At 48.5% G+C, this 13142-nt stretch carries 17 protein-coding genes; 7 read left to right on the top strand and 10 right to left on the bottom strand.

Features of this window, described 5'->3' with window-relative positions; genetic code table 11:
• Nucleotides 1–252 (top strand): hypothetical protein (locus Q0N43_RS01045; protein WP_295441234.1); only part of this gene is annotated, 252 nt, incomplete at its 5' end.
• A gap of 6 nt (nt 253–258) precedes the next feature.
• Here the strand turns inward: Q0N43_RS01045 and Q0N43_RS01050 are convergent.
• Nucleotides 259–1293: a hypothetical protein gene (locus tag Q0N43_RS01050; protein ID WP_295441236.1), complete on the bottom strand. Its 1035-nt coding sequence runs from the start codon at nt 1291–1293 to the stop codon at nt 259–261.
• A gap of 17 nt (nt 1294–1310) precedes the next feature.
• Here Q0N43_RS01050 and Q0N43_RS01055 point away from each other — a divergent pair, with 17 nt between their 5' ends.
• The gene (locus tag Q0N43_RS01055; RefSeq protein WP_295441239.1) at nt 1311–1775 is read left to right on the top strand and encodes a hypothetical protein; all 465 of its coding nucleotides are present in this window, start codon (nt 1311–1313) and stop codon (nt 1773–1775) included.
• On the top strand, nt 1772–2839 hold the full coding sequence (locus Q0N43_RS01060; RefSeq protein ID WP_295441242.1) for a TonB family protein: 1068 nt from the start codon (nt 1772–1774) through the stop codon (nt 2837–2839). The genes Q0N43_RS01055 and Q0N43_RS01060 overlap by 4 nt, the downstream gene beginning before the upstream one ends.
• Nucleotides 2840–2990: 151 nt before the next feature.
• Here Q0N43_RS01060 and Q0N43_RS01065 read toward each other — a convergent pair whose 3' ends face one another.
• Both Q0N43_RS01065 and Q0N43_RS01070 read right to left on the bottom strand, forming a co-directional pair.
• Nucleotides 2991–3563, bottom strand: a complete 573-nt coding sequence (locus tag Q0N43_RS01065) for a recombinase family protein (protein ID WP_295441245.1) — start codon at nt 3561–3563, stop codon at nt 2991–2993.
• Between the two features lie 137 nt (nt 3564–3700).
• Nucleotides 3701–4138, bottom strand: coding sequence for a hypothetical protein (locus Q0N43_RS01070; RefSeq protein WP_295441247.1), 438 nt, complete (start codon nt 4136–4138; stop codon nt 3701–3703).
• Between the two features lie 82 nt (nt 4139–4220).
• Here Q0N43_RS01070 and Q0N43_RS01075 point away from each other — a divergent pair, with 82 nt between their 5' ends.
• Nucleotides 4221–4763, top strand: a complete 543-nt coding sequence (locus tag Q0N43_RS01075) for a hypothetical protein (protein ID WP_295441250.1) — start codon at nt 4221–4223, stop codon at nt 4761–4763.
• On the opposite strand, the gene Q0N43_RS01080 is transcribed toward Q0N43_RS01075, so the two are convergent.
• The 3 genes from Q0N43_RS01080 to Q0N43_RS01090 form a co-directional block, all read right to left on the bottom strand.
• Nucleotides 4755–4922: a hypothetical protein gene (locus Q0N43_RS01080; RefSeq protein WP_295441254.1), complete on the bottom strand. Its 168-nt coding sequence runs from the start codon at nt 4920–4922 to the stop codon at nt 4755–4757. The genes Q0N43_RS01075 and Q0N43_RS01080 overlap by 9 nt on opposite strands.
• Entirely contained in the window at nt 4915–5085 is a 171-nt protein-coding gene (locus Q0N43_RS01085; RefSeq protein WP_295441256.1) for a hypothetical protein, read from the bottom strand. The genes Q0N43_RS01080 and Q0N43_RS01085 overlap by 8 nt, the downstream gene beginning before the upstream one ends.
• Nucleotides 5086–5377: 292 nt before the next feature.
• Nucleotides 5378–5881, bottom strand: coding sequence for a hypothetical protein (locus tag Q0N43_RS01090; RefSeq protein ID WP_295441259.1), 504 nt, complete (start codon nt 5879–5881; stop codon nt 5378–5380).
• Between the two features lie 415 nt (nt 5882–6296).
• Here Q0N43_RS01090 and Q0N43_RS01095 point away from each other — a divergent pair, with 415 nt between their 5' ends.
• Nucleotides 6297–7709: a VCBS repeat-containing protein gene (locus Q0N43_RS01095; protein WP_295441262.1), complete on the top strand. Its 1413-nt coding sequence runs from the start codon at nt 6297–6299 to the stop codon at nt 7707–7709.
• 474 nt (nt 7710–8183) lie between these two features.
• Here the strand turns inward: Q0N43_RS01095 and arsB are convergent, their stop codons facing one another.
• The 4 genes from arsB to Q0N43_RS01115 all read right to left on the bottom strand — a co-directional run bounded on the left by arsB (nt 8184) and on the right by Q0N43_RS01115 (nt 11563).
• Nucleotides 8184–9245 carry an ACR3 family arsenite efflux transporter gene (gene arsB / locus Q0N43_RS01100; RefSeq protein WP_295441266.1) on the bottom strand — a complete coding sequence of 354 codons (1062 nt, stop codon included), beginning with the start codon at nt 9243–9245 and terminating at the stop codon, nt 8184–8186.
• Nucleotides 9242–9760 (bottom strand): arsenate reductase ArsC, encoded by a 519-nt coding sequence (locus Q0N43_RS01105; protein WP_295441268.1) that lies wholly within the window; start codon nt 9758–9760, stop codon nt 9242–9244. The genes arsB and Q0N43_RS01105 overlap by 4 nt, the downstream gene beginning before the upstream one ends.
• Before the next feature lie 13 nt (nt 9761–9773).
• The gene (locus Q0N43_RS01110) at nt 9774–10103 is read right to left on the bottom strand and encodes a metalloregulator ArsR/SmtB family transcription factor (RefSeq protein ID WP_295441271.1); all 330 of its coding nucleotides are present in this window, start codon (nt 10101–10103) and stop codon (nt 9774–9776) included.
• A 1007-nt stretch (nt 10104–11110) separates the two neighbouring features.
• Nucleotides 11111–11563 carry a fasciclin domain-containing protein gene (locus Q0N43_RS01115; protein ID WP_295441558.1) on the bottom strand — a complete coding sequence of 151 codons (453 nt, stop codon included), beginning with the start codon at nt 11561–11563 and terminating at the stop codon, nt 11111–11113.
• A gap of 557 nt (nt 11564–12120) precedes the next feature.
• Here Q0N43_RS01115 and Q0N43_RS01120 point away from each other — a divergent pair.
• Both Q0N43_RS01120 and Q0N43_RS01125 read left to right on the top strand, forming a co-directional pair.
• On the top strand, nt 12121–12417 hold the full coding sequence (locus Q0N43_RS01120) for a hypothetical protein (RefSeq protein WP_295441274.1): 297 nt from the start codon (nt 12121–12123) through the stop codon (nt 12415–12417).
• A gap of 374 nt (nt 12418–12791) precedes the next feature.
• Nucleotides 12792–13013 (top strand): hypothetical protein, encoded by a 222-nt coding sequence (locus tag Q0N43_RS01125; RefSeq protein ID WP_295441277.1) that lies wholly within the window; start codon nt 12792–12794, stop codon nt 13011–13013.
• Nucleotides 13014–13142 lie beyond the last annotated feature (129 nt).

A 13142-nucleotide genomic window follows, 5' to 3' on the forward strand; every position in this document is an offset into this window, starting at 1 on the left:
CTTGAGACCAGCGCACTGACACCAGAGAAGGGCGAAATAATTCACTTCTACGCTGTCAATCGTTGGGATGAAGACGATGAGTTTGATGAGTGGGCTAAACCATCTGTAGCATTGTCAGCGGAAGCTGAAGCAATAATTGGCGTGACTAATGCTCAGCTTGCTCAATGCCGACCAACGGATGTGGTGCTGGGAGATTTTTTAAAATTCATTGGGGATTACTATGACACGGAACAGAAACCGATATGGAAATAAAATTGGCTAACTGCAAACGTCGTTGAAAGGTGAGCTGGGAGTGTGATCAAATGGATACTCATTTGTCATGAGTGATTGGAGCCTTGAAAAAACAATATTATAATCAAGAATTTTATCTTGGTTCGCATAGCGCGCAAAAAAATCTAACTTTCTAATATCTCCTTTAAAATAATCTACAAGATTTACAAATTGGGTCTTCTTTTCACAGTTAACAACAACCCACCTTATATATGCATCAGCGTTCTTTGTATAACCTCTTCTTTTATCGTAATTATAAAATGGTACTTGAAAAGAATTTGGACTGTTCCCAATATAAGCAAATGGAATCCATAATAGCTCTTCATCATAGGGGCGAGCTTTTCCTATATAAACTGTGCCGTTCACTTCAGAATCTTGGAACCATTCATTATATATTTTGTATTCTCCCGAAGCCTCGGAATCACCAGGTATTATTAATGTTTTTTCTCCTTTGAATTCACGCAAAAATTCATGCCTGCCAATTTCATTTAGGATTGCAAAGTTCCAGTTTTGGCGCCTTTTCCTCTCAATTCGGCACGTGCCTTCGATTTTATGCCTGTCACAAAACGCTCCGTTTTCTAGATAAAATTCTCCGTCGTCTTTGATCAATTTTGAATTGTATTCAGAAATCAACTCTGATGACAACTCGGGTACTGCTGCGTCGTCATGAGTTTCGCTATCAAGCGCTTTATCATTTGGGTCGGGAGCACGGCCCGTCCGTTCAATTGTATTTTGAGTAATTTCTTGTGCAGACGTCTGATCTCGATCTTTTGTGATCCAATCACATCCGCCAAGCAGCACCGCGTTTGCAACCATTAACAACCCCAGAAAGCTTCTCATTTTTAGCCCCAATCTCATGCTTCTATTCAACATAGCTGGGACAATATTGAATGCGCAATCAGTTTTAGCCTGCAAGAAGTGGAGCGCAGCTTGGGCGTGAGGAACTGGACAAGGTTTGGGCGTTTCTTGAGGAGCAATGATTCTGAATTGACGGACGCGTTTTGGTGTGTAGCCTCGCCGCACATTTGAAACTGACGGGGGTGAGCGAGATGAAACTGCGGGGTTGGATGGCTGCGGCTGGCGCTGCGGCGTTGATGCTTAGCGGATGCGGCGAAGGCTCATTACTGTCAGGAGGGTCAAGGTTAACTGCAGGCGAATACACTAAAGGCTCAGTCACTAAGGATGAATGGCGGCAATTATGTCAACATGCATCTGGCGGCACTCAAGGGCTTGCCTCAAGTATGACGATAACTGCAAGACCAGAGGAGTCTCACTTCATCAACAATGGCGGGATTGATGAAATAAATTTTAGGTGGGTAGAAAGTTTACCTTTAAAAAGTGACAAAGGTCACGGATGCGTGGTGGCTTTTAAATTGAGCGGAACTTACGAGGGGCGGAGTTACAACGTTTCTTTAGATAGAGAGGTTGCTGAGTTCATAGTTAATGACGAAAACGAGATCTTGGCGTCTTCTTCATGGATGACGGATATGGAGGGGGCTACATGAAAAAGCAGGCTTGGATAGCGGCAGCTGGCGCCGTCGCGTTGCTGGTGGCGAGTTGCGGATCTCCAGAAGCAACCAACCCATTACAAAAATATGCTGGAAATCCTGACTATGTTATTGGCAAGTCAGCGGTAAGATGCATTTACTTTTTCGATATGGTGCGGGCTGGAACAAAATATAGCTATGAAAATCATCAATTTTTAGCACCACAGATGATTACTGATGAATACTTAATGATAATGCAATCAACATACGAAAGGGAATATCGAAATCAGTTAGAGTCTCATCGAAAAGGAATGAACGACAAAACTTATTCCAATTTGTTTAAATCAATTTCTAATTTTTATTTTCAAAAAATTGGCGCTTCGAAACCAGATATAAATCTTTATTTGGAAAACGTTGGCCCAAGCGAAAATTCTGATATGATCCGCATCATTACTGCTTTTGGGCGAGGCAATCTCAATTTTGAGGAATATAAAGACCTATATAAAGAAATAAATCAGATTGGTGAAAATATTGATTGCGCACTTTTGCAAGACGGAACGTATAAAGAATTCCTAAGGAAGGCCACATCTACCTCAGGTGAAGTGGCAAATGACGTGGATATTGACAGTGCTTCTGAGCGGACCGCCGAGCCTGGAATTACAGCGACTTCTTCAATGGCTGACGGGCGGGAGACTCAAATGCCACGTAGGCAGGGCTTTCCCGCTGAAGAAACTGAAGCCACCGCCCCATCGCCTTCGCCAAATCGCAACTCCGCCATTGCTTCTCAAGCAAGGGGACCAGAGCCAATAGGGCAGTCTCGTTGGGCTAGTCGGATTATCGGGAGCTATCCTAGTCGCGCATTACGAGATCAGATCGAGGGCGTGGTAACCGTAAGCTTGTCTGTCGGCGAGAGCGGAAGAGTAGTGTCTTGCGAGGTGAGCAGCTCCAGTGGCTCCGCAATACTTGATCAAGCTGCTTGCGAAGGTATGCAGCGCCTCGCTCGCTTTAAGCCAGCCCTTGACCGCAGCGGAAACTCAATCGTCTCCAGCTGGTCTACTCGCGTAGTTTTTAAGCTTAACTGACGAACAAGCTGTCCACCGCTGGCATCATGCTGGCGAAGCACCTTCAGAAATCAGCAGCTTCCCGTAAAGTGCCTTAGCCATTTGAATTGCCTCGTAAGCGTTCGTTGCGGTGACATACTGCTGCCCAAAGCCTGCAGCCAAACTAGGGTAATCACCCGTCATTCGCCCCAATCACCATTCGGCTCTCGATCTTGACTCGCTGAACCGTAGATAGCGAGATGCCGAGTTCTCTCGCAGCATTTCGCATCGATGCGCCACCTTGCAGTAGGGTTACTATTGCGTCGCGGCTGACCGACTTCGGGCGACCTTTGTATTTCCCTTTCGCCTTGGCGATGGCGATCCCTTCTTTCTGACGTTCCAGCATGACCGTTCGCTCAAACTGATACACCGCGCCCAGCATCGCCAGCAGCAGCTGTGAGATCGCGTCGCTCTTGTCGTTGGTGAAGGTCAGGCTCTCTTTCTGAAACCGCAGCACGCATCCTTTGTGCGTAATCTGCCGAACCAGCCCGTGCAGGTCTTCAATGTTGCGGGCTAGGCGAGAAATGTCGTGAACGATCACCTCGTCACCCTCGCGGATGTAATCCAGCAGCTCAACTAGCTTGGGTCGGGACACGTTTCGCGCCGACGCTTTCTCCTCGAATACCTTGTCGAGCTGGATTCCGTCCAGCTGGCGCTCCGTATTCTGATCGACTGTTGATACCCGAACGTAACCCACCTTTGCCATTATCGTATTCCTTTAAGTCTATGGTATCATTGGAGATACCGTAGTCGGAATGCGCGACAACATAAAAGAATACGGGATTCGTATTCGGCGGGTCGTAGTCGTTAGGGCGTGGTCAAAAAGGTCGGGTTAGCGAGTGATTAAGGGTGAACCATTCTATGGTATTCATTTATCGTCAGCACTTGCCCTTGCTCGCCCCAAAAATCTTGCGCGGCATCTTGAGTGATATTCGGGCAATAACCGACAGCGTTGTGATCGTACCCAGCGATTTTGCGGGGAACTGCATCCAGGTTATCGGCATGGCAATATACGAAAAATGCCCGACCTTTCTTTATGGCGCGCTCAATATGCCACTTTCTCTCCTCGTACCCCCTGCTCGCAAGCGGATCCATAACCTCCCATTTTTTATGCAGCGTCAGGCGGCAGTAGGGCTTGCCATTAATCATTTCTATTTCGTCCAGCCACACGCGGAAAACTACATCTTGCGAATGGGTAGTGATGGCACCCCATGACCATGAGGGATTTCGCAGGGGCGCGTCCAACAGTAGGAAGAATTTTTTGATTGTTAACTTTGCCATTTACCTACCCCTTCTCAGGGCAGGTTAGCGGTTCAATCGCTGATTGGAAGTCCTAGTTTAGCATATTCCACGGAGGGCGGGCATGAAGATAGAGAAAGCGAAGGTACGTGCATTGGAGCTGCTGAATGCGAATGGCTATCGGACATTTTTCGAGAAGCTGACGGACGAGTGCGCATTTTGGGATCGGGATTGGGGTAAGGAGGACGATCCGTATTGGTCCGTTAAGCTAGTCAATCTGCATGACAGTCACGCCCGACAAGTTACGGTCGTGAACGAACAGATTGAACTGCTCTGTCACCACATTCAGGTCGGTCCGACTGATTGCATCTTGGGAACAGGGATACGTCCATTAGGTCACAACGCGCATCTCATCATCACTCTATTCCTCAACGACCTTAACGTGCTGACGTTAGAATATAGTACCCGCAATTATGAGCTAATGAACGTAGAAAAAGAGGGCAGGGTCGAGGACATCCACGCCTACCATCACAAAACTCAGCTATATCGGCTACTGGATGATTATCGTGTTTTGGTAAGGGACCGAAGAAAGCGAGTTAAAGAGGCGAAGGAAAAGGAGCTTCAGAAGGTTTACAAGGGCTGCTTCTCTTTCGATGGGTTACACTAGAACGATTACCGTCGCTTTCTTGCTTTCCAAAAGGTAGCGCGGCGGTAAGTCTTTCAGGGTTTCCGCCTCGAAGATTTCGACCTTGGTTTGAGTAGATAACCCCGCCAGCGCTTTGATGAGGTCGCGTAGGGTTTTGGGTGCAGAACGAGAACTAAGCATTCGCCGTTGTCCCCGAGCTGACGAGTTTGGCTAACTCGCGTCTGATGGTTTGGGAAACGGTGAGATCATTTTCTTCACAGTAGCGGATGACCTCTGTCTTTAGCCATCCTGGCACTGCAGCAGTTAGGTAGATGGTCGAGCGATTGGGTTTCTTCGGGTTCATATAATCTCCTTGTTTTTATTTATTTAGGTTTGGTGGATCGGCTAGCAGTCGGCTGTTCAAGCTTGCATTCGCTCGCTTGTTCGCCCTCGCGTTGCTCGGACGAAGTCGGCAGATTTGATGATTGATGAAAACCTGAAGGGTCGTTTGGCGAGTTGTCGGGCTCTGTCCGAGCCTGTCAGGATTTTGGACGTATTAAGAGACGGGACGGCGATCACATTCGATCCACATCCCCTCTTAACCCAACGGTACGCACCAGCGCCGAACAGCGGACCCAGCACACAAATTCCGTGGTTTATGTTTCGTTCAACCCAATGATGAAGGCATCGGAGTTGCGAGCGCTCCAATCCTTCAGATTGTAGCGAACAGACGCTTCGACATTCTGACAGCGTTCAACCCGTAACAACGGCACATTGTCTAGCTCGTCACAGGGGACGTGACCCCATCCTTTGGTCTGGACCCAAGTAGGGTATGGACGGGCATTAGCATCCTTCCGAAGCCGCAATTTAGTCCATGGCAACAGAATATCGTTGATCCAGTCAATTCGCTCGACGGGGCAGTGAAGCAGAAGATGATAGTGGACGCCCTTGGAAAGGTTGTCGCCCTCTTTGACACACGCCGCCCAGAACTTTCGCTCGGGTGGAAAGTGCCCAAATTTGCGGACACCGAGGTACTTGCGGTTCAGCCCAAATAATATCGAGCGCATCGCTTGTGTAAGCGCATCCGCTGCAATTTCACCCTGAGGCTGAACGTCAATTCTATATTTGAAATCAGTCTGTTGTAATAACTCTACATACACTTCTCGTCGCCTCCCACCTAATCTATTTATAAACTATTGGACCCCGAATCCCCATAGTTTTTTGGCAGATTTTCGGATTTGAAGCCGATTTATTCCCGCCAGAACACTCGCTCGAGGGCAGCATTCAAGGCACCGTATTCAAGAACAGTATAACGGAGGGAAAGTCAGTGACTGAGATCGTCACAGCGCTACAGCATGGCGGTCAGGTTTACGTTAAGGAGGCCAGATTTCCAGCGTGTTTGATGGGAAGTGATAGTAAGCGCGAGAGTGCTGGGCACCGTCAAAGCAAAAAAGGCGCATTTTCATATATGGGAATAAACTTGATAACGATAACGCAAAGGCTCACGCTCTTGGCAACATAAACGTCGATGATCCTAGCAGGTTGTCGGACATTCAGTCCTGAGGGGAACCTGAAATGACAATCAACCGCTTTGTAGCGCTTACTGTATGTGCCACGCTTACTGCTTGTGGCGGCGGAGGCAGTACATCCTCCAGTTCTCCGATCGTGCAGATACCCACCACCACGGCACCTCCAACTACGCCGACACCTCCGCCCCCGCCTCCAACCACCTATTTCAAATCAATTATGTCGCCTGCGAACGTTGGACTGCAGTTGCAACTCAAAAGAGAAGCGTTTGCCGTGGAAGACGTGAACGGCGATGGCATCAAGGATCTGCTGCTTGCCAACTCAGGTGATGCAGGATCTGCCGTTAAAGATACGGACCCAAGGATGGTGGTCTTTTTTGGCAAAGCAGACGGCACATATTCCAAAGTTGATACAAGCAATCTGAACCCACTCGGATGGGCGAACGATTTCATTTTTCTCGATTCAGACAACGATGGCATTAAAGAAATCCTTGTGATTGATCATAATAGAGAAGTTACAGGACGACCGCTGGGTGTATCCAAAATCTTTGTATATGAGTGGGATGGAAGCAAATTTCAGAACCTCACTTCTTCTATTCCTGATAATACCGAAGCATTCTGGCACAACGGGAGTGTCGGTGATTTGAACGGGGACGGGTTGCTCGATTTTTCAGCGGTTACGATTTCTGGCGAGAGCAAGATTTTTTCGGGATCGAAGAGCAACCAATTTACACTCTCAAAATCATTTAGTCAGAATGAGGTTGGGTCCACGGGTGCAACCGTTGTCCTCGCAAAGGAGAAACTTGCCGTTTTCCTTCCATTTGACAGTTGGGACGGACCTATAGATTTTAAGAATATGGAAGTCGTCAGAGACGGCAAAATAATTCAAAAACAGGATGCACGTACAGGCGTGTTGCCACCAGAGTGGGGATACTCATTCGCGCTTACCAAGGATTTGAATGGCGATGGTCGAACCGACTTCATTGCCATCGCCGAAGACCCAGGGACTGGCGCAACTGGGATCCGTATCTTTGTCACTTTTATGCAAAGGGCGGACGGGACGTTTGATATTTTTAACAGTTTCCCGAGCGAGAGTCAGTTAACCGATCCTAAACGAGCAGCAAAATTTGATTGGATTTGGTCCGACTATAAATTTCAGTTGGCGGATATGGATGGTGATGGGAAAACGGATCTCTTTTGGGGGTCGTGGGATCACGCGACGCCGTCTGAATTGCCGAGCAGTCTATTTTTTGGCGACGGGACAGGGCGCTTTTTCCGCAATGCAGAGAAATCTAAAACGCTATTTAAAGATGTAGTCTGGACAGGTGATGCCAGGACCTTCGTTGATGATGTGAACGGCGATGGGTTGGGTGATCTCGTCGTCGTGACCAATGTCTTTACTTCGAACACCTCCCAAACCGTTACCCCAATGGTTTTCTTAAACCAAGGTACGTTTCGTTAACTACTAACCGATCGAACTTGTCTTACGCACCCTAAGCGCCACCCCAACCTTGCCTATAGGAAACTCGGCGAAACTGGATTTCGATGCTCGGGAACGCTAGGTTTCCAGCGTGTTTGCGGGCCAATTTAAACCTCTTGCATCGCGCTAAAAATAAACGGATTTGATAAACGTAACATAATCGGATTTAGAAAACGTGTATATTAATTTGCTAAATCAATAATATGCTATCGATCCATCACTTGCCAAGGTTGGGGTCGAGGGTTCGAATCCCTTCGCCCGCTCCAGTTTTCCTAGGAAAATCTAGGACTTATAAAATAGTCCTTTTCGAGATTCCCCCAAAAAACCTATAAACGGATCATAAACGGATTTAGTCGTTTTTGAGGGGGCGTTTATGGACTCTGCTGGATTACCACCAAAAACTGGGAATCGGGCGACGCCAACGGTTCGTCCGAATAAGATCTAAGAAGCATCAAATCAGACCTTGCGAGACATTGAGTTCGCGAAGTGGCGCCGACCTAATCTAATCGCTATCCCCACGAGTAGAACTAGCACAGGAACTTCAACCAATGGTCCGATCACCGCTGCAAACGCAATAGGCGAGGCAAGACCAAATGCGGAGATTGCAACAGCAATCGCGAGTTCGAAATTGTTGGATGCTGCGGTGAATGCCAGCGAGACCGTCCTCGGATAATCCAAGTCAATCATCTTCCCCATGAAGAAACTGACAGTAAACATGATCAGGAAGTAGATCCCCAGCGGTACCGCGATGCGAAGTGCATCCAACGGCAATGCGAGCACGTCGCCACCCTTTAGACTGAACATGGCGACGATCGTGAACAACAAGGCAATAAGCGTAATCGGAGCGATTTTCGGCAGGAAATTTGTCACGAACCAGTCCTCGCCACGCTGACGAATGAGAATTGCTCGCGTCAAAAATCCAGCAGCAAATGGAATGCCAAGGTAAATCAGCACTGCCTGAGCAATGGTCCAGAAACTTACGTCAACAACCTGCGCTTCCAGTCCAAATGCGGATGGCAGGAACGTAAGATAGAACCATGCAAAAGGGGCAAAGAATAGAATTTGGAAGACTGAGTTGAAGGCGACGAGACCTGCCACATACTGACTGCTACCGCCAGCAAGTTGGTTCCAGACGAGCACCATTGCGATGCACCGAGCAAGTCCAATCAGTATCACGCCAGTCATATATTCTGGTTGATCGCGCAGGAAGATCACCGCCAGGGCAAACATCAATGCTGGTCCGATCAACCAGTTCTGAACCAACGAAAGCACGAGAACACGCTTATCCTGGAACACTTCACCCAGACGCTCATATTTCACCTTCGCGAGAGGGGGATACATCATCAGGATTAGACCTACCGCAATGGGTAGGTTGGTCCCATCAACGGACAGCGCATCCAGCGATTGCGGAAGCGCAGGAAATGCAGCGCCAAGTGCAACTCCCAGCGCCATTGCCGCAAAAATCCAGAAGGTCAGATATCGATCAAGGAACGACAGACGAGACGTCGTTCTGTTCATGCTTCTTGCTCCGACGGATATTCGCGTGTGCCGATTTCCTTGAGTTGGTTTTTCAAACTCATTGAGTCGAGTGAGGACAAAGGAAGACTTGCAAAAAGCGAAATCCGATTAAGCATCATGCGATAGGCAGACTGAAATGCGGCGTATTGCTCTGCCCTGTTTCCTTCAACGGCAGCAGGGTCGGGTATACCCCAGTGTGCTGTCATAGGATGACCGACCCATACGGGGCAGGTCTCATTAGATGCATTATCGCACACGGTGAAAACGAAATCGAGTTGGGGAGTATTAGAACCCGAAAATTCATCCCAACTTTTTGACCTGAAATAGGACGTATCGTGTCCCAACGAGTCCAGCAGATCTAAAGCGACAGGGTGAACCCGTCCCATAGGAAAACTGCCAGCGCTGTATCCCTTAAAGCGACCATCAAACTCATGATTGAGGATGGATTCAGCAAGTATTGAACGTGCAGAATTTCCTGTGCAAAGAAACAGAACATTATAAATTCGTTCGGACATTATATCTCTCAATTCAGCAGCAAGCGAGTTCGGCGACGAGTGGAGCGCAAAGAGTTTCGTGACTGCCACAGCAGTCTTTTGCGAGGAACAGCATCAGTTCTCGCAAGGTTGAAATTTGCGCACGGTAGATGATAGAACGACCCTGTCTTTCGGAAACCACTAGGTTCGCGTTTTGCAGGATACTTAAGTGCGTTGAAACTGTATTCTGAGGCGCAACTAGCAATCTGGCAATTTCTCCTGCTGGTAGACCATCAGGTTCGTTTTGAACCAACAGGCGAAAAGCATCCAAGCGACTGGATTGAGCGAGTGCAGATAAAGCAGCGATTGCTTGATTTGATTCCATGTATCCAGATTTACAGATATATAAGAAATGAGCAATCCTCAAATCGCGTAAGCGCAACCTCAAAAACGGGTCCCATATTCACCTTGCTTAAAACGGGGTTTAGCGGGGACTTGTTTTCATTAAGATCGCCGAGGAAACTCTGAAAAGTTTCCAACCAAAATCCGTCAAAAATTCTGCGCTGCAAAATTGGAATTTGCTAGGGTTGCAACATCAAATTTGATAAACGTAACATAAACGGATTTGCAGAAGTCCATAATTATTGTTTAATATCAGAATATTGCTGTCGACCGGTCACTTGCCAAGGTTGGGGTCGAGGGTTCGAATCCCTTCGCCCGCTCCAGTGATTTCAATGACTTAGGTGATACCGCCTTTGCTGCTCAAAGCGGGCTTGCAGCCTGCGTTTTAATCAGCGTTCTGATTGGAACGCCCGCGTAAAAATCTTGGAAATTCAGCGTTTAAGTCGGCCTGGGATGCGGCATGGCCGGTATACGCAATTGGTATTGCGTCAATCATTGTGTTCAGCTCGTTCCTAAAAACGGATGAGCGAACTCATCCGTAACGCTTTGGGACCGGTCCGCGCAATCCCAAACCCCACAAAAGCCAAATTTATCCGGGAATAGCCGTTGGCGTCCAACACCGTTCGCCAGCGTTCCAATGGGAACAGTTTGCCCTGACGGAAAGCTTAAGCGGCCATCGTGCTTGATCGGTTATCATGGCAGCTTCTGGGCCGGGAGCGGACTGTCGGCTTTGCGGTTTGGAGCTAGGCAATGCAGAAGTCAGTCCGACACACGATACGGTGGTAACGGATACTTCCTATGTCCGCACCCTCATTTCTGAAGCCTCATGCAAAGACTTCGCCCCACATTACGCGAGGCTAGTGATACTTTTCGATATCGATATGGGGGTGGTCTTGGCAGGCGTGGTGCTCATCACACATTGCCCGCAAGCATATGTAAAGGCCGCCGGCCGCTGAACGGGGGTAAAGCGACCGGCACCGAAGCTACCAATTAAGGCAGCAATACCGAATCAATGACGTGGACAACGCCGTTTGACTGCATAAGGTCAACGGCGGTGACGGTAGACTGTCCGCCCTTGCCATCGGTGATGACGACGCTGTTACCCGACAAACGCGCGGCCAGCTTTTCGCCTGCGACTGTTGTAAGCATAGCGTTGCCTTCGCCCGCCTTGATGGCAGCGACGATGTCAGTAGAAGTCAATTTACCAGCAACTACATGATAGGTCAGGATCTTGGTCAAGGTTGCCTTGTTCTCTGGCTTCACGAGCGTACCAACTGTACCTTCAGGAAGTTTTTCAAAGGCGGCGTTGGTTGGCGCAAACACTGTAAATGGACCTGGGCTTGCGAGCGTGTCGATAAGGCCAGCGGCCGTCACAGCGGCGACCAATGTGCTCAGATCTGGCACGGCTGACGCGGTTTCAACGATATTTTTCATTGCGACCATTTTGTGGTTGTCAGCCATTACTGCTGTGCCGGCGAGGGATGAAGTTGCCAATGCGATGGCGGTGATTAAACGGCTAGTAAGCTTCATGATTGAGTGTTCCTGTTCCAAGGCGCTTTACCCTATAGTTAAAAGCGCTCTTAGATGGTAGTTCTGCGAAAAGACTTAATCAATGCGGAAATATTCCACATTTCGGGAGGCTTTCCTTATTTGGGCGTAAACCGACATGGTAAAGGATTCGAGCAACAACTCTGAATGGTCACAAGATCTGCTTCAAAACACCAGTTGTGCCGGCTTGTCGATGTCCATTTCGACAAACACCTATCGCTCGATCAGCCGGTTCACTAACCGTTTGCGCGTCAGTGTGTGGGTGTAACTCGACAGCCCGTGCAGTTGCGTCAAAGCCTTATTGACCTCTGTATATCGGACACTCTCGCTGTGAGTTGTAAGGCACGTTCCAACCCTTCACAGGGGTCAGCGATACCGACGGGGATACCGTTGGCAAATCGTCATAAAAGGTGCATAATACTTCAGCATCTCGGTGGCTGAGGGAGAGACAAATGAAAAAATTAGTTGTTCATGCTTGGAATTTCATATTTAACAGCGATGTTAGTCCGCTCAGGCACATTCCGGACATCTCAACGCGGCACTATGTACTGCAAGCGTTAGGCGCCATGTGGGTTCTAGCATTTAGCCTTGCAATCGGAAGCTATACATTCTTTGCTTTCAATCTGATCGGGCATGTCGTTTTGATCGGTGCGGCAGCGATTACGATTGCGACTTACACAACCGCAACTATCAGGCCAAGCGTCTTTGGCAAAGGATCGGGACGCAGGGCCGATGGGGAACACGAGTAGATCTGGGCGCAAAGCGGAAGGTCATTAATTGGGCCGGAAACGGACTGTCAGGTTTAAGCCCTAAACGCTTCAATAAGCCCAGCCTGCCAAACCATTGCAGCAGCGGGTTCTGGAAATCACATAGCAATAACGTTGCAAATCTATCCATCAGCCCGCGTGTACAGAGAAATATCTGCGTTAGCGTATCGCCGACTGGAACAGGGCGATCCAGATTTGGGATCGGCTTGAGGCGTTGCGTGCCCGCGGGAGCCCAACATTTATACATCGACGCAGTTAAGCAAGAGTGCAGCAAAGCTTCAAAAAATGTTTTGGAAAAAATGTTGTAAAACGGAAGTGACTAGTATACCACAAACATAGACTAGGAGCACAAAATAATGAAGATCCACAATCTTGATAAATCCAAACTTCTCGGGTTCAACCTAGTCGGGGATCCTCTTTTTGACGTCGTGACCCACACAAATAAGTCACAGCAATCGCACGACGTGGCCACAGGTAAAGCTGTGGGCGGTGGTGGCAAGCCTGTTGGAACCAGCAAGGTTATTGGAGCCAGCAAGGTTATTGGAATCAGCAAGGCTGAAGGCAGCTTCAAGGTCTAGTCCACCCCCTGAGCGAAGATAATTGCCGTCCCTTCCCGAGTTTGGCAGCAGAACTGCAATGATCACAGCCGGTTCGACAGCTGTCTGTAGGCCCGTTGAACAAACGTTAGAGGCTCCGCGTGAGCCATT

The organism is Sphingorhabdus sp. EL138 (genome assembly GCF_945882965.1).
Classification (GTDB): domain Bacteria; phylum Pseudomonadota; class Alphaproteobacteria; order Sphingomonadales; family Sphingomonadaceae; genus Sphingorhabdus_B.